This is a genomic window from Streptomyces liliifuscus, assembly GCF_016598615.1.
Classification (GTDB): Bacteria; Actinomycetota; Actinomycetes; order Streptomycetales; family Streptomycetaceae; genus Streptomyces; species Streptomyces liliifuscus.
Genome location: NZ_CP066831.1, coordinates 4,514,660 through 4,530,876, shown reverse-complemented (window position 1 = coordinate 4,530,876; position 16,217 = coordinate 4,514,660). Strand labels below are relative to the sequence as shown.

Sequence of the window (16,217 nt, the reverse complement as noted above, 5' to 3'; positions counted from 1 at the left end):
GGTGGAGGTGGCGACGGCGACCGTCACTCCTCGACGGTCAGTCCCCTGCGCAGCCGCACCAGCGTCCGCGAGAGCAGCCGCGAGACGTGCATCTGCGAGATGCCGAGCTCGTCACCGATCTCGGACTGCGTCATGTTGGCGACGAACCGCAGGGACAGGATCTGCCGGTCGCGCGGCGGGAGTTCGGCGATCAGCGGCTTCAACGACTCGACGTACTCGATGCCTTCGAGCCCGTGGTCCTCGTAGCCGATCCGGTCCGCCAGCGCGCCCTCGGAGTCGTCCTCCTCGGGCTGGGCGTCGAGCGAGCTTGCCGTATAGGCGTTCGACGCGGCCATGCCCTCGACGACCTCGTCGTTCGACAGCCCCAGACGCTCCGCCAGCTCTCCCACCGTCGGAGCGCGGTCCAGTTGCTGCGCGAGTTCGTCGCCCGCCTTGGCCAGGTCGAGGCGGAGTTCCTGCAGTCGGCGCGGTACCCGCACGGACCACGAGGTGTCGCGGAAGAAGCGCTTGATCTCGCCGACGATGGTCGGCATCGCGAAGGTCGGGAACTCGACGCCACGGCTGAGCTCGAACCGGTCGATCGCCTTGATCAGGCCGATCGTGCCGACCTGGATGATGTCCTCCATCGGCTCACTGCGGGAGCGGAACCGGGAGGCGGCGAACTTCACCAGGGCGAGATTGAGTTCGACCAGGGTGTTGCGTACGTACGAGTACTCGTGGGTGCCTTCTTCCAGCGACTCCAGCCGCTCGAAGAGGGTCTTGGACAGGGCCCGTGCGTCCACTGGCCCGACCTCGTCGAAAGGCGGGATCTCCGGAAGTCCGGCGAGGCCGACGTTCTCGTCGGCGGACTCGTCTTCCAGTCGTTCCAGAGGGGGTGTCGACGTCGCCCTCTGGGTCTGCGATGCGTCGAGCCGGGGTGACATGATGTCCTCCATCGTTCTCGGCATATGGCTGCCGATGCCAATACGTGCACTGCGGTGTGCGGCGCCTCCAAAGCCGGCCGTGTCGAAAACTGTCTCTACTAGCCCTACCCGCTTTCGCGACTCTCCCGCAAGTGTGTTTCATTGCGAAATGTCCGTTTCTTGGCGGTTGTTCGGGTGTTGGAAGGGTGCAAGGAAGGCGTAGGGTTCGAGGGCGTATCAACAGCCACGACGGTCGGAAGAGAGACACGGCATGGACCGCGGGACGGTCGGCAGCGCACAGTCGGGCCGGCTTCTGGTCGAGGTGCGGGAAGAGGGCGCTAGCGCCGTCGTGACCCCGGCAGGTGAGTTGGATCACCATACGGCGGATCTACTGCGCGAACCGATCGAGGAATGCCTCGACCGCGGGTTCGCGCGGCTCGTCGTGGACTGCTCGCGGTTGGAGTTCTGCGACTCCACGGGGCTGAACGTGCTGCTCGGTGCCCGGCTGAAGGCCGAGGCCGCGGGTGGCGGGGTTCATCTGGCGGGCATGCTGCCGGTGGTGTCCCGGGTCTTCGAGATCACCGGGGCGGAAGCCGTCTTCACCCTCCACGACACGCTCGAAGAAGCTCTGAGCGACCCCGGGTCCGACGGGTCCGAGGCGGGAAAACCCGAGCCCGACCGGGGCGACTAGTCGCCGCAAGGCACTCCTCTGAGGCAAAGTTATGCCTCGGTTGTGTCCGTGTGATCAGCGCGTTACCAGAGTCACAGCATCCATGCCGAATAAGTGGGTGTTCTGACGGTTCGGTCGGGCAGGAGACATCCTGAATATGTCAACAGACCGAACGGCAAGCGCGCGGCAGTCCCCGGACGACTCCCGGATCCCGAGTGTCCCCGAGCTTTCCGAATGTCCTGAATGTGCTGAGTACTGAGTCTTGAATCGTGAACTGGTGAATCGGTGAGGTGAAGCGCTGATGAGCACCACCCGGCCTTACCCGCCGGGCGACCGCGGCCCGGAACCGGGCGACGGCGGCGCTTCCGGGACGCCTCCGGGCGGCACGCCTGTCGTGCGTCGGGCCCGTCGGCTGAACTTCGACGGCGCGAGCGGGGTCGTCCCGCTCGCCCGCGACTTCGCCCGTCAGGCGTTGTACGAGTGGGGCTGGCTGCCCGCGGCCACCGCCGACCAACGGGCCGCGGCCGAGGATGTCCTGCTGGTCGTCTCCGAACTGGTCACGAACGCCTGTCTGCACGCCGAGGGCCCGGACGAGCTCTCGATCGCCTGCGAGAACAAGGTGCTCCGCGTCGAGGTCTCCGACCGGGGGACGGGTCAGCCCGCTCCGCGCACCCCGCACCGGGCCGGGCGGCCCGGTGGCCACGGGATGTTCATCGTGCAGCGGCTGTGTCTGGACTGGGGTGTGATCCGTACGAACGGGGTTGCGGGCAAGACGGTCTGGGCGGAGCTCGGGGCGCCGGCTTAGCGCTCGGCTGGGTTCGGCTGTTCTGGCGTGGCCTGCGGGTTTCTTCGTCCGCGGGTGCGTTGTGGCTTGTCGCGCAGTTCCCCGCGCCCCTTCGGGGGGCGCCTGCCGCTGGGCGTCTCTTGGGTTACCCGCGGTTCGGGTGCTTGCCCTTTCCTCACTTGATGCGCGTTGGATCCCCACGGATCCGGCGCGCACTTTGTCTTCCCTCGGCAAGGCCCCGGGCGTACCTTGACGGCCGATCTGATGTGCCGTCAGGAACGCCATCAGGAAAGCCTTCAGGAATGAGGGGACCGTGTCATACCGGATGTACCCGAAACGAACCGCCGCGCTCGCGTCCGCCGCGGCTCTGGCCGGCTCGGCGGTGCTGATGGCCGCCCCCGCTGCCCGGGCCGACGTGGTGGACGTCAACTACCAGTGCAAGACACCCATCGGTGACAAGTCCGCCGTCTCGCCCATCGACATCAAGGGCGTCAAGAGCGGCAGCGGTTACCAGATCACGATGACCTTCGAGAAGGGCGTCTCGTCCAGCCCCGTCGACTTGGGCAAGGGCGCGATGAACCCGAGCGCGGTCATCAAACTGGGTGGCGCCGAGACCGGCACGCTGGCGGTCAAGGGGCCCGCCAACCCGGAGACCGTGCCCGCCAACACCCCGATCAAGATCACCGACCTCACGGGCACGTACACCCCGAAGAAGTCCGGCAAGGTCACCTTCACGCCGGGTGTGCTGACCATCAAGGCCCTCGGTACGACGACCACGTGCACGCCCTCCAACAGCCCGAAGGTCTCGCTGACCCTGGACGTCACGGCGGCCGGCGGCGGGACGACGGGGACCACGGGCTCCTCGCAGGACGCCCCCGCGGGCGGCGAGGAACTCCCGCAGACCGGCCCCGAGGACTCCGCGATCGCCCTCGGCACGCTCGGCGGCACGGTGCTGCTGGCGGGCGCGGCGGGAGTGCTGTGGCTGACCCGGAGGAACCAGGCCCACCGCTGACCGCACGTCTCGTACGACTGCGCGACCCGTGCGAACCGCACGTCTCGTACGACTGCGCGACCCGTGCGAACCGCACGGCCTGCACGTCTCGCACGACCCGTACGCCATTCGGAGCCGCCGATGCCGTTCGTACCGCCCGCCGCCCGTGTGCTCTGTCTCGCCGCCGTCGCACTGCTGGCCGTCGCTCCCACCGCCGCGGCCGACGGCGGCTGGTCCGTCGTGCCGTCGGCCGGCGGGCGGGACTTACGGCCGTACTTCTACGCGGAGGGCGCGCCCGGCACGGTCCTGCAGGACACGGTGTCGGTGCTCAACCCGGGCGGCAGGCCGCTCACCGTTCGGCTCCGGGGCGCGGACGCCGACAACACGAGGAGCGGCGGATTCTCCGTGCGGACCAGGGCGAGGGACACCGGTGCCTGGATCACCTTCGCCGAGCGGACGGTGCGGATCCCGGCACGTACCCGCGCGGACGTGCCGTTCACCGTGAGCGTCCCGGCGGGCGCCACGCCCGGCGACCACCCCGGCGCGATCGTCGCGAGCGCCGCCGGCCGGACCGCGGCCGTACGTGTCCATCTGCGGGTCGCCGGCCCGACCCTCTCCGCGCTCACCGTCGAGCACGTACGGGTCACCGGCGGGCGCATCTCGTACGAACTGGTCAACCGCGGCACCACCGTGCTGACCCCGAAACTCGCCGTACGGGCCGAGGGGCTCTTCGGCGAGGTGCTGGACCGGGCCCCGCGCGCCCTGCCCGTCGAACTGCTCCCCGGGCGCCGCGTCGCGCTCACCGAACCCTGGCCCGACCCGCCCGCGATCGACTCCGTCGACGTGGAGGTCACGGTCACCGCGGCGGGCGGGGCCCACGACGAGGCGGGCGCGTCGGCCCGGTTCGTGCCGTGGGGAGCGGTGGCGGGCACGGCGGCCGGGCTCGCGGTGTGTGCGGCCGGCGGCCACTGGTTCGTACGACGTCGTAGGCGGCCGCGGGAGACACCGGACGCCGGACAGCCGCGTACGGAAGCCGAGTTGACGGGAGCGGTGACGTGAGCGCGAAAACAGGGGTGCGACGGATTCCGGCGGTTGTCGTGGTGCTCGCACTCGTTCTGCTCCCCATGGCCGGGGCCACCGCCTCGGCGGCGGAGAAACCGGTGGTCAAGCTGTCCAAGTCCCAGGCGGGGACGGGTGGTTCGATCACCGTGAGCGGTACGGGATGGCGGCCGAACGCGCTGCTGATGATGCTGATCTGCGGGCAGTCCTCGACCGACCGGGGCGTGATCGGCGGGACCAACTCCTGTGCCAACGCGGACGGCCGGGCCGTCACGACCGACGCGAAGGGCGCCTTCAGCAAGAAGCTGCCGGTCGCCGAGCCGCCCAAACCGTGTCCCTGCGTGGTGCACGTGGCGACGGTCACCGGGGAGAAGGCGGAGGCGGACGCCCCGTTCCTGGTCGCCGGACACGATGTCGAGCCACTGCCCAAGCAGGACAGCGGCGGACGGCTCTCGGTGCTCACCGACACCCGGCTGGACGGATCGAGCGGCCTGCTCGCCTGGTTCGGCGCGCCGCCGTCCCGCGAGCTCGTCTTCACCGTGGGCAACGTCGGCACCACCGCCGTCAAGAACCCCGTGTTCCAGGTCGGCACCTCCCACGGCGTGTTCGCCCCGCAGTGGGAGGAACAGCAGTGGCGCGGCACCATCGGGCCCGGCGAGAAGGAACGGATCACCCTGCCGGTCGAGCTGACCGCCGGCGCGCACGGCGACTACACGGTCTCGCTCAAGTTCGGCGGCAAGGTGCTCGCCGAGCAGCCGTGGGGCGTGGGGCGCCCCTGGGGCGTGACGCTCTTCTGGATCCTGGTCTGCGTCGTCGTACCGGCCGCGCTGTTCCGGATCGGGATGGCCGTGGTCGACCGGATCCGGCCGCGCGGCTCCGCAGGACGCGGCGGCGGGCGCACAGGGCGCTCCGCGCGCCCGGGGCGTCCCGGCCGCGGTGCGCACGGTGTGCGGCGCGGCGGTCTCCGGCTGCCCGAAGTCACCCTGCGGATGCCCAGGTTGAGCCTCACGTCGGCCTCCCCGGACGAGTCCGAGGCCGACACCACGACACGTACGCGATCCCGTACGAACCCGACCCTGCCCTGGTTCACCCCGGACACCGATCCGGGGGCGGCCGAGGCCGATCCGCTCTCCGCACCGCACGAGAACAGTCCGACGACCCCCACCAGGAAGGGAAACACGTGAGCACGCAACGGAGAGTCCGGCCGGGGCCGAAACGGCCCAGAGGCAGCCGGAGAGCGGGCGCGGCCGGGGTCGCGATGATGCTCGGCGGTGCGGGAGTCCTGCTGGGCGTGGCCGCGGCGCCGGCCCAGGCCGCCGAGGTGTCCTACGCGACCGACTGCGTACCGCCTCCGGCCGCCGGGCTGCCGACGGTCAAGGGCACCACCAAGGTGGAGATCACCGCGCCGGCCACGGCGAAGGTCGGTGACGAGGTCGAGGTGGTCTGGAAGTTCACACAGGCCGCGTCGAAGAACCCCGATCTCATCGATCTGCCCGCGAACTCGGTCCAGCCGTCCGGCACCCTCAAGGCGGCCGGTGCGCAGGCCGCCTCCATCGCGATGCAGGGGCCGCGCGAGAACCCGGCGATCCCCAAGGGCGGGGCGATGGTCCTGTCCGACATGAAGGGCAAACTGAAACTGACGACGGCGGGCGAGGTGACGCTGACGCCGGACGCGTACGCCATCAACGCCTTCTCGACGGACACGAAGTGCACACCGACGGAGACGGTGAAGCCCGCGGCGACGATCAACGTCACGGCAGGGGAGGGGACTCCGCCTCCCGATCCCACCGATCCCCCTGATCCCACCAGCCCGCCGCCGACGAGCGGCGAGCCGACCCCGACCGAGAGCGAGACCGGGGGCAGCGACACGGGCGGTACCACCGGTGGCGGCGGTGAGACCGACTTCACCGGCAAGGAGGTCAAGATCCCCTACGCGTGCAAGACGCCGATCGGCGACAAGAACGCGACCTCACCGGTGCAGATCAACGCCAAGAAGGACGGCGGGAGTTACGACCTCACCGTGAAGTTCAAGGGGTCCGTGATGGACAGCCCCGCCGACATCCCGGCGGACTCGGTCAAGCCGTCGATGGAGGTCGTGCTCGGCGGTGCCGACAAGGGCACGGTCCATGTGGAGGGCCCGACGAACCCCGAGGCGATCAAGTCCGGGGATCCGATGGTGATCTCCGACATGACCGGCACGTACAAGCCGGGCGCCGACGGGGAGTCGACGCTCTCGCCGGGTGTGCTGACGGTGAAGGCGCTCGGGACGACCACGACGTGTACGCCGGAGAAGTCCGAGGTGTCCTTGACGCTGGACACGTCGGCGCAGCCGGGGGGTGCCGCCGGTGGGAGTGGCTCCGCCGGGGGAACCGGTACGTCGGGGGCCGGTGGGTCCGGTGACTCCGGCGGTGGGCTGGCGGACACCGGGGCCGACGACAGTGGGGGGTTGCGGGCGCTCGGGTTTGTTGCCGGGACCGCGATTCTGCTCGGCGGGGCCGTGTTCACGTTCATGCCTCGGCGGCAGGCTTCGCGCCGGGCGCCGTAGGGGAGCGTCGCCGTTCGGATGCCGCGGGTGCGTCATGGCTGGTCGCGCGGTTCCCCGCGCCCCTGAAGCCAAAGACCGCGCGGTTCCCCGCGCCCCTGATCAGGGGCGCGGGGAACCGCGCGGTCAGCCACAACGGTCCCGCGGTTGATCTGCCGGACCTCGGCGGAGCGGCTAGCGGACGTCGCCCATCAGGGACTTGACCTTGTTGCGGTACATGTAGACCGCGATGCCCGCGATCACGGCGAGGGTGGCCTCCAGGGCGACCACACCCATGCCGTTGAGGTCGACGCCCGCGATGGAGAGCAGGCCCGTCGTGGCGTCGCCGGCGGTGACGGCGAGGAACCAGACGCCCATCATCTGGGAGGCGTACTTCGCGGGAGCCATCTTCGTGGTGACGGAGAGGCCGACCGGGGAGACGGTCAGCTCGCCGACGGTCTGGACGAAGTAGATGGCGACCAGCCACATCGCGGCGGCCTTGTGACCGCCCTCGGCGATCGACAGGGGCGCCAGGAACAGGAAGAACGACGCGCCGACCAGGACCAGACCCGAGGAGAACTTCACGATCGTGCTCGGCTCCCTGCCGGCGCGGTTCAGCGCCAGCCAGGCCCAGGCGAAGACCGGGGCGAGGGCCATGATCAGCACGGGGTTCACCGACTGGTACCAGGAGACCGGGAACTCCCAGCCGAACACGCTGTTCTCGGCCGACGACTCGGCGAAGATCGACAGCGTGGAGCCGCCCTGGTCGTAGATCATCCAGAAGACGGCCGCGGCGATGAAGAACCAGATGTACGCGGACATCTTCGACTGCTCGACACGGTCCAGGGACTTGTCCCGCTTGATACGGGCGATGACCCAGACCGGGATGACAAGGCCGAGGACCGTCAGCGGAACCAGGACCCAGTTCAGCGTGTAGTGGCCGGAGAAGCCGACGACGGAGTAGAAGACCGCGGCGACGGCCAGCCACAGCAGACCCTTGCGCAGCGTCGAGGCCTTCTCCGCGGCGGACAGCGGCGTCGGGACGACGTCGGAGCGCGTGTCGAGGTGGCGGCGGCCGATCAGGAACTGGGCCAGACCCAGCGCCATGCCGAGCGCGGCGAGGGCGAAGCCCAGGTGCCAGTTGACGTTCTCGCCGATGGTGCCGATGACCAGCGGAGCGGCGAACGCGCCGAGGTTGATGCCGATGTAGAAGACGGTGAAGCCACCGTCACGGCGCGGGTCGTCCGGGCCGTCGTAGAGGTGGCCGACCATCGTCGAGATGTTGGCCTTCAGCAGACCCGAGCCGATCGCGACGAGCCCGAGACCGGCGTAGAAGGTGCCGGACGAGGGCAGCGCCAGCGTCAGGTGGCCGAGCATGATGACCAGGCCGGCGACGGCGACGGTCTTGCGGGGGCCGAGCACGCGGTCCGCGAACCAGCCGCCGGGGAGGGCGAGCAGGTAAACGAGCGACAGATACACCGAGTAGATCGCCGTCGCGGCGGTCGCGCTCAGGTGCAGGCCGCCGGGTGCGACCAGGTACAGCGGGAGGAGTGCCCTCATGCCGTAGTAGGAGAAGCGCTCCCACATCTCGGTCATGAAGAGAGTGGCCAGTCCGCGGGGGTGGCCGAAGAAGGTCTTCTCGGAACCGGGGGTGCCCGGAGAGACCGAGTCCTTCGTCAGGCTGGACGCCATGGTCGTTCCTTGCTGGTCGGGACGCGCTGCAGAGCGTCGCGCGCCCGGTGGGGGAGGCGGCCGGCACCGGCGGGGGCCCGTCCCGCCCCACGCCCACGGGGAGTCCGCTCCTGATCGTCGGAGCGGTGGACGGCGACCACCGGGATCCACGCCCCGCGCGCGTCCTCGCGCTCGGGGCCCGGCCACAGGTCATTCCTTTCAAGGCTGGTAGACACCAGCCCGCACACAAAAGAGACCTTCGGCGTCAAGCTCCCGCCAAAGGTCCCTGCGTGGTGCTACAGGCGTCTGGTCACCATAAGGCCCCACGGCATGGCATTGCCGCATATGACATGACTTGAGAGATGGATCACAGGTATGGATGGAACTATGCGCCTGAATCGAAGGTCGTTCATAGATTTACATCCCCAACCCACAGGGTGGCATCTCCCGCGGAGTGCGGGCGAATCACGGGTGTCGATCACCCTGTCTGCACTGGTCCGCAGCGGACTACCATCAGTTCATGACCCGAGTACTGCTCGCCGAGGACGACGCGTCCATCTCGGAACCCCTGGCCCGCGCCCTGCGCCGGGAGGGGTACGAGGTTGAGGTACGCGAGGACGGCCCCACCGCGCTCGACGCCGGCATCCAGGGCGGCATCGATCTGTGTGTGCTCGACCTCGGGCTGCCCGGCATGGACGGCCTGGAGGTGGCCCGGCGGCTGCGCGCCGAGGGGCACACCGTGCCGATCCTCATTCTGACCGCGCGCGCCGACGAGGTGGACACGGTCGTCGGCCTGGACGCCGGCGCCGACGACTACGTCACCAAGCCGTTCCGCCTCGCCGAGCTGCTGGCCCGTGTCCGGGCCCTGCTGCGGCGCGGCGCGGCCGAGCCCCAGCAGCCGCCCGCCACGCACGGCGTGCGCATCGACGTCGAGTCGCACCGGGCCTGGATGGGCGACGAGGAGCTCCAGCTCACCGCCAAGGAGTTCGACCTGCTGCGGGTTCTCGTCCGGGACGCCGGGCGGGTCGTCACGCGCGACCAGCTCATGCGCGAGGTGTGGGACACCACGTGGTGGTCGTCCACGAAGACGCTGGACATGCACATCTCGTGGCTGCGGAAGAAGCTGGGCGACGACGCGGCGAATCCGCGGTACATCGCGACGGTACGTGGAGTGGGTTTCCGCTTCGAGAAGAGTTAGCTCGTTGCTGTTGGGCTGCGCCTCATCGCCGTTGTGGCGTCGGTGAGTGCGCGGCCGCGGGTCGTGTGTGGCTGGTCGCGCAGTTCCTCGCGCCCCTGAAGGGCGCCCCTAGCCCCTGATCGATCAGTTGCCCGGAGGGCCCCGTGCGTCGCCGTCTCATCAATTCCACTCTGGCCGTCGTGCTGGTCGTGATCGCCGTGTTCGGGGTCTCGCTCGTCATCGTGGAGACCCGCACCATCAGCAACAGCGCCCAGGAGCGGGTGGACTCCGAGGCGGTGCGGCTGGTGAGCATCGTCGACAGCCGCATCCTCGGTGACGAGCTGATCAGCGCCGGTGTCCTCAAGGACCAGGTCACGGGCGACCGGTACGCGCGCATCGAGATCCCGGGCCGCGCCGACATCCACATCGGCGACAAGCCCACCGGTGACGTCATCAAGTCCACCCGCAAGGGCGAGCAGCGTGAGACGGTCACGGTCCAGGAGCCCCGTTCCGCGGTCACCCGCGAGGTCGGCCGTACGCTCCTGATCATCGCGGCCGTCGCCCTGCTCGCGGTGATCGCCGCCGTGCTCCTCGCGGTGCGCCAGGCCAACCGGCTCGCCTCTCCGCTGACCGACCTCGCGGAGACCGCCGAGCGGCTCGGCTCGGGGGATCCGAGGCCGCGCCACAAGCGCTACGGCGTCCCGGAGCTGGACCGGGTCGCGGACGTCCTGGACGGCTCGGCCGAGCGCATCGCCCGCATGCTGACCGCCGAGCGGCGTCTGGCGGCCGACGCCTCGCACCAACTGCGTACGCCGCTGACCGCGCTGTCCATGCGGCTGGAGGAGATCACCCTCACCGACGACCCGGACATCGTGAAGGAGGAGGCGACCATCGCGCTGGGCCAGGTCGAGCGCCTCACGGACGTGGTCGAACGGCTCCTGACGAACTCCCGGGACCCGCGCACCGGCTCCGCCGTCACCTTCGACCTCGACGAGGTCATCAAGCAGCAGCTCGCGGAGTGGCGCCCTGCCTACCGCAACGCGGGCCGCGCGATCGTCAGCTCCGGCAAGCACCATCTCCAGGCCGTCGGGACGCCCGGAGCCGTGGCCCAGGTGCTCGCCGCGCTGATCGAGAACTCCCTGATGCACGGTGGCGGCACGGTCGCGCTGCGCACGCGCGTCACCGGCAACCAGGCTGTGATCGAAGTCACCGACGAGGGGCCCGGTGTCCCGGCCGATCTGGGCGCCCGGATCTTCGAGCGGGCCATCAGCGGGCGGAACTCCACGGGGATCGGGCTCGCCGTGGCCCGTGACCTCGCTGAGGCCGACGGGGGGCGCCTGGAGATGCTCCAGGCGCAGCCTCCGGTGTTCGGGCTCTTCCTGTCGCGTACGCCTCTCAAACGGCCGCAGGACGGCGGCGACGAGCAGACGGTTCGCTGAGGCTGAGGCCGGGTCCGGGGTCGTCGGGAGGCTGCGGGCCGGATGTGGCTGGTCGCGCAGTTCCCCGCGCCCCTGGCGGGGCGGGGGTGCGCGGCGCCTCGAAGGGAAAGGCCTCTAGCGGACGCGCTGGACCTGGCGGAACTGGCGGGTCGGGCGGTCCTCGTCCTGCAGGTAGGCCTGGCGCTCCTGGTCGAGATAGGGCTCCGGGTTCTCCAGGAACGATTCGGCGCTGGCCACGGCCTCACGTGCCGGAGCCGCCCGGAAGACCCAGGTGCGGTAGGACCAGAAGCGGAAGAGCGTCGCGATCCCGATGCCGACGAACTTGAAGACGTTGCTGGCCAGCGGGCTGTCCAGCCCGAGCCCGTACGTGGCGGCGTAGAGGAAGCCGTTCTCGATGACCAGGCCGACCGCGCTGAACAGCACGAACAGCGTCAGCTCCTTGGTGCGGCCGCTCTTGTCGCGGTCGCGGTACGTGAAGTACCGGAAACCGATGTAGTTCGAGACGATCGCGACGACCGTGGCGATCACACTGGCCCGCACGACCTGAAGATCCGTGGTACTGCGCACCACGTTGAAGGCGATCAGGTTGACCAGCAGACCCGCCCCGCCGACCGCGCCGAACTTGGCGACTTCCCTGGTCAGCCGGTCGATTCGCATGCGGACAGCACTGGGCGGCCTGGCATGAGCCCTGCGTTTACCACCTTTGCCCATGGTGTCGCCCAGCCCCCGTCTCGTCGGATACGTCAATTTCGTCAACCTTCGTCGACTCCGCCATGCTAACCAGCGGTTCCCTTCAGTGCCTGGCTTGGACTCGAATATGTGGCCGGGATGTGATGAACATGCGGAACTTCCGATGATCATGCGCGCGACAGGGGTGCCCCGATATGGCCGATACCCTGGGGGCGTGACGTTCCCGGTAGTCGGCATGGTCGGCGGGGGTCAGCTCGCTCGTATGACACACGAGGCGGGCATCCCGCTCGGCATCAAATTCAAGCTCCTCAGTGACACCCCCCAGGATTCCGCGGCGCAGGTGGTCAGCGATGTCGTCATCGGCGACTACCGCGACCTCGACACGCTGCGGGCCTTCGCGCGGGGCTGCGACGTGATCACTTTCGATCACGAACACGTACCCACCGAGCATCTGCGTGCCCTGGAGGCGGACGGCATTCCCGTGCGCCCCGGGCCCGACGCGCTCGTGCACGCCCAGGACAAGGGCGTGATGCGCGCGAAGCTCGACGAGATCGGCGTGCCGTGCCCACGGCACCGGATCGTGAGCGATCCGGAGGACGTCGCCGCGTTCGCGGCCGAGGGGGACGGCTTCCCGGTCGTCCTCAAGACCGTCCGCGGCGGCTACGACGGCAAGGGCGTGTGGGTCGTGAGGTCCGCGGCGGACGCCGAGGACCCCTTCCGCGCCGGCGTCCCGGTCCTCGCCGAGGAGAAGGTCGACTTCGCCCGGGAGCTGGCGGCCAACGTCGTACGGTCGCCGCACGGTCAGGCCGTCGCCTACCCCGTCGTCGAGTCCCAGCAGGTCGACGGGGTCTGCGACACGGTGATCGCGCCCGCGCCCGGCATCTCCGACGAGCTCGCGCTGCGGGCCGAGGAGCTGGCCCTGCGCATCGCGAAGGAACTCGGCGTCGTCGGCCATCTCGCCGTCGAGCTCTTCGAGACCCGTGACGGCCGCATCCTCGTGAACGAGCTGGCCATGCGCCCGCACAACTCCGGCCACTGGACCCAGGACGGCGCGATCACCTCCCAGTTCGCCAACCACGTCCGCGCGGTCCTGGACCTGCCTCTCGGCGATCCGCGCCCGCGCGCGAAGTGGACGGTCATGGTGAACGTCCTGGGTGGCGACTACCCCGATATGTACTCCGCGTACCTGCACTGCATGGCCCGCGACCCCCAGCTCAAGATCCACATGTACGGCAAGGACGTGAAGCCCGGCCGCAAGGTGGGCCACGTCAACACCTACGGCGACGACCTGGACGACGTCCTCGACCGCGCCCGTCACGCAGCCGCCTACCTGAGAGGCACGATCACCGAATGAGCACGTCCGCAGATGTGTCCTCCGAGTCGCCCGTAGTCGGCATCGTCATGGGCTCGGACTCCGACTGGCCCGTCATGGAAGCGGCCGCACAGGCCCTCGACGAGTTCGAGATCGCGTACGAGGTCGACGTGGTCTCCGCGCACCGGATGCCGCGCGAGATGATCGCGTACGGCGAGGAGGCGGACGGGCGCGGCCTCAAGGTGATCATCGCGGGCGCGGGCGGAGCGGCCCATCTGCCGGGCATGCTCGCCTCGGTGAGCCCGCTGCCTGTGATCGGCGTCCCGGTCCCGCTGAAGTACCTCGACGGCATGGACTCGCTGCTCTCGATCGTCCAGATGCCGGCCGGTGTCCCGGTCGCCACGGTCTCGGTCGGCGGCGCGCGCAACGCGGGCCTGCTGGCCGCCCGCATCCTCGCCACCCAGGACGCCGAACTCCTCGGCCGGATGCGCGAGTTCCAGCAGGAGCTCAACGACCAGGCCACGGAGAAGGGCAAGCGCCTGCGCTCCAAGGTCGAGGCCGGCGCCGGCAACGGCTTCGGTTTCGGGAAGTGACGCGCATGTCGTCCCTGGACCGCGCCCGCGCCCTGCTCGCCGACTTCCCCGTGGTCGACGGGCACAACGACCTCCCCTGGGCGCTGCGCGAGCAGGTCCGCTACGACATCGGCGCCCGTGACATCGCCGCCGACCAGAGCGCCCATCTGCACACGGACCTGGCCCGGCTGCGGGCGGGCGGTGTCGGCGCGCAGTTCTGGTCGGTGTACGTACGCTCCGATCTGCCCGGCGCGGTCACGGCGACGCTCGAACAGATCGACTGCGTCCAGCAGTTGATCGCGCGCTACCCCGCCGACCTGCGCGCCGCGCTGACGGCCGCCGACATGGAGACGGCCCGCGGCGAGGGCCGTATCGCCTCGCTGATGGGCGCCGAGGGCGGCCACTCGATCGACAACTCGCTGGCCACCCTGCGCGGGCTGTACGAGCTGGGGGTCCGCTACATGACCCTCACCCACAACGACAACATCGCCTGGGCGGACTCGGCGACGGACAAGCCGTCCGTCGGCGGCCTGTCGGCGTTCGGCCGCGAGGTCGTACGGGAGATGAACCGCCTGGGCATGCTCGTGGACCTCTCCCACGTGGCCGCCACGACCATGCGGGACGCGCTGGACACGTCCGTCGCGCCGGTGATCTTCTCCCACTCCTCCGCGCGCGCGATCTGCGACCACCCGCGCAACATCCCGGACGACGTGCTGGAGCGCCTGCCCGTCAACGGCGGTGTGGCGATGGTGACGTTCGTGCCGAAGTTCGTCCTCCAGGCCGCCGTCGACTGGACGGCCGCCGCCGACGAGAACATGCGCGAGCAGGGCTTCCACCACCTCGACACGACCACCGAGGCGATGAAGGTCCACCGCCTCTTCGAGGAGTCCAACCCCCGCCCCGTCGCGACCGTTCCGACGGTCGCCGACCACCTCGACCACATGCGCGAGGTGGCGGGCGTCGACCACATCGGCATCGGCGGCGACTACGACGGCACGGCGTTCACGCCCGACGGCCTCGACGACGTCTCCGGCTACCCGAACCTCATCGCCGAACTCCTGGACCGCGGCTGGTCCTCCACCGACCTCGCCAAGCTGACCTGGCAGAACGCGGTCCGGGTGCTGGGCGCCGCGGAGGACGTGGCCCGCGAGGAGCAGTCCCGCAGGGGCCCGTCGAACGCCACCCTGGACCAACTGGACGGCTAGGTACGGCGGTTACGCGACGGTCGGGAGCGGTTACGCGGGTGCGGGGTGCCCCAGCAGCATGGTCGGGGCGCCCTTCACCCGGGTCAGGAACACGGTCGCCGAGTTCGGCCCCTGCGGCTTCACCTTGCGCCGCAACTCCTCCGGCTCGACGGCCGAGCCGCGCTTCTTGACGGTGAGGACACCGACCCCGCGCTCCCGCAGCAGTGCCTTCAACTTCTTCACGCCGAAGGGAAGTTGATCGGTGATCTCGTAGGCGGTGGCGTAGGGCGTGGCCTTCAGCGAGTCCGCGGTGATGTAGGCGATCGTCTCGTCGATGAGGCCGCCGCCGTCCAGCTCCTCGGCGACCTCCGCGACCAGATGCGCCCGGACGACGGCCCCGTCGGGCTCGTACAAGTACCGTCCCAGGGGCCGCACCTGAGGATCGGGCAGCCCCCGGCCGACGAGAGTCCGCGGCCCGGGCAGCAGAGTCGCGCGTACGGATCCCGCGTCTCCCGTGCCGAACCACAGCACGGCCTCCTTCACGTCCCCGGAGTCCGAGATCCACTCGGCCCCCGCCTCGGCGGGGACGGTCTCGTGCGGAATCCCGGGTGCGATCTTCAGGGCGGCGAGGGGCGCTTCGAGGGCGGTTCGCACGGCCCACGACAGCGGCGGCGAATAGGCCTCGGGGTCGAAGACACGCCCGCGCCCGCCCCGCCGCGCCGGATCCACGAACACGGCGTCGTACGCGTCCGTCGCGACCTCCGTGACATCCGCCTCGCGCACCTCGATCAGCTTGCCGAGCCCGAGCGCGTCGGCGTTCGCCCGCGCCACGGCCGCCGTCAGGGGGTCCCGGTCGACGGCGAGCACCCGGATCCCGGCCCGGGCGAGCGCGATCGCGTCACCGCCGATCCCACAGCACAGGTCCGCCACGGACCGCACGCCGAGCTCCTGGAAACGCCGGGCCCGGTACGCGGCGACACTCGCCCGGGTCGACTGCTCCACCCCGTTCGGCGTGAAGTACATCCGCCCCGCGTCCGCCGCGCCGAACTTCGCCACGGCCCGCTGCCGCAACCGCGCCTGCCCGAGCGCCGCCGACACGAGCCCGACGGGATGCTCCCGCCGCAGCCGGGTCGCGACGGCCAGCTCCTGAGCGGGTTCGGTGTCCCGCACCTCTTCGAGAAGGGCACGGCCCTGGTCGGTGAGCAGGGCAGCGAATGACGACAAGGGGGTGTCGGGCGCAGCCCG

15 protein-coding genes are annotated in these 16,217 nt (G+C 70.1%); 11 read left to right on the top strand and 4 right to left on the bottom strand.

Annotation, left to right across the window (positions count from 1 at the left end; genetic code table 11):
* Positions 1-23 precede the first annotated feature (23 nt).
* Positions 24-923: an RNA polymerase sigma factor SigF gene (locus JEQ17_RS19100; RefSeq protein WP_055614815.1), complete on the bottom strand. Its 900-nt coding sequence runs from the start codon at positions 921-923 to the stop codon at positions 24-26.
* A 250-nt stretch (positions 924-1,173) separates the two neighbouring features.
* Between JEQ17_RS19100 and JEQ17_RS19095 the strand changes: the two genes are divergently transcribed.
* From JEQ17_RS19095 to JEQ17_RS19070, 6 genes are all read left to right on the top strand, one after another.
* On the top strand, positions 1,174-1,593 hold the full coding sequence (locus JEQ17_RS19095; RefSeq protein ID WP_200396363.1) for an STAS domain-containing protein: 420 nt from the start codon (positions 1,174-1,176) through the stop codon (positions 1,591-1,593).
* 280 nt (positions 1,594-1,873) lie between these two features.
* Positions 1,874-2,377 carry an ATP-binding protein gene (locus JEQ17_RS19090; protein WP_143639095.1) on the top strand — a complete coding sequence of 168 codons (504 nt, stop codon included), beginning with the start codon at positions 1,874-1,876 and terminating at the stop codon, positions 2,375-2,377.
* Positions 2,378-2,681: 304 nt separating this feature from the next.
* Positions 2,682-3,368, top strand: a complete 687-nt coding sequence (locus JEQ17_RS19085) for an LPXTG cell wall anchor domain-containing protein (RefSeq protein ID WP_200401586.1) — start codon at positions 2,682-2,684, stop codon at positions 3,366-3,368.
* Between the two features lie 120 nt (positions 3,369-3,488).
* Positions 3,489-4,406, top strand: a complete 918-nt coding sequence (locus tag JEQ17_RS19080) for a COG1470 family protein (protein WP_200396362.1) — start codon at positions 3,489-3,491, stop codon at positions 4,404-4,406.
* Between the two features lie 65 nt (positions 4,407-4,471).
* The gene (locus JEQ17_RS19075) at positions 4,472-5,590 is read left to right on the top strand and encodes a neocarzinostatin apoprotein domain-containing protein (protein WP_200401585.1); all 1,119 of its coding nucleotides are present in this window, start codon (positions 4,472-4,474) and stop codon (positions 5,588-5,590) included.
* 77 nt (positions 5,591-5,667) lie between these two features.
* On the top strand, positions 5,668-6,951 hold the full coding sequence (locus JEQ17_RS19070; RefSeq protein WP_200401584.1) for a hypothetical protein: 1,284 nt from the start codon (positions 5,668-5,670) through the stop codon (positions 6,949-6,951).
* Between the two features lie 171 nt (positions 6,952-7,122).
* Here JEQ17_RS19070 and JEQ17_RS19065 read toward each other — a convergent pair whose 3' ends face one another.
* A complete protein-coding gene (locus JEQ17_RS19065; protein WP_200396361.1) occupies positions 7,123-8,619 on the bottom strand; it encodes an oligopeptide:H+ symporter in 1,497 nt (498 codons plus the stop codon).
* A gap of 499 nt (positions 8,620-9,118) precedes the next feature.
* Here JEQ17_RS19065 and JEQ17_RS19060 point away from each other — a divergent pair, with 499 nt between their 5' ends.
* The gene (locus JEQ17_RS19060; RefSeq protein WP_037748267.1) at positions 9,119-9,796 is read left to right on the top strand and encodes a response regulator transcription factor; all 678 of its coding nucleotides are present in this window, start codon (positions 9,119-9,121) and stop codon (positions 9,794-9,796) included.
* Between the two features lie 143 nt (positions 9,797-9,939).
* Complete coding sequence (locus JEQ17_RS19055) at positions 9,940-11,214, top strand: ATP-binding protein (protein WP_200396360.1); 1,275 nt, start codon at positions 9,940-9,942, stop codon at positions 11,212-11,214.
* 114 nt (positions 11,215-11,328) lie between these two features.
* Here the strand turns inward: JEQ17_RS19055 and JEQ17_RS19050 are convergent, their stop codons facing one another.
* Positions 11,329-11,871, bottom strand: a complete 543-nt coding sequence (locus JEQ17_RS19050; protein WP_234048266.1) for a GtrA family protein — start codon at positions 11,869-11,871, stop codon at positions 11,329-11,331.
* Positions 11,872-12,118: 247 nt separating this feature from the next.
* On the opposite strand from JEQ17_RS19050, the gene JEQ17_RS19045 reads away from it, so the two are divergent.
* From JEQ17_RS19045 to JEQ17_RS19035, 3 genes are read left to right on the top strand one after another with little or no spacing between them, the layout of a single operon-like run.
* Complete coding sequence (locus tag JEQ17_RS19045) at positions 12,119-13,258, top strand: 5-(carboxyamino)imidazole ribonucleotide synthase (RefSeq protein WP_200396359.1); 1,140 nt, start codon at positions 12,119-12,121, stop codon at positions 13,256-13,258.
* A complete protein-coding gene (gene purE, locus JEQ17_RS19040; RefSeq protein ID WP_200396358.1) occupies positions 13,255-13,809 on the top strand; it encodes a 5-(carboxyamino)imidazole ribonucleotide mutase in 555 nt (184 codons plus the stop codon). Before JEQ17_RS19045 ends, purE begins: the two co-directional genes overlap by 4 nt.
* Positions 13,810-13,814: 5 nt before the next feature.
* On the top strand, positions 13,815-14,993 hold the full coding sequence (locus JEQ17_RS19035) for a dipeptidase (protein WP_200396357.1): 1,179 nt from the start codon (positions 13,815-13,817) through the stop codon (positions 14,991-14,993).
* Between the two features lie 30 nt (positions 14,994-15,023).
* On the opposite strand, the gene JEQ17_RS19030 is transcribed toward JEQ17_RS19035, so the two are convergent.
* Positions 15,024-16,196, bottom strand: coding sequence for a THUMP-like domain-containing protein (locus JEQ17_RS19030; RefSeq protein ID WP_234048742.1), 1,173 nt, complete (start codon positions 16,194-16,196; stop codon positions 15,024-15,026).
* Positions 16,197-16,217: the final 21 nt, after the last annotated feature.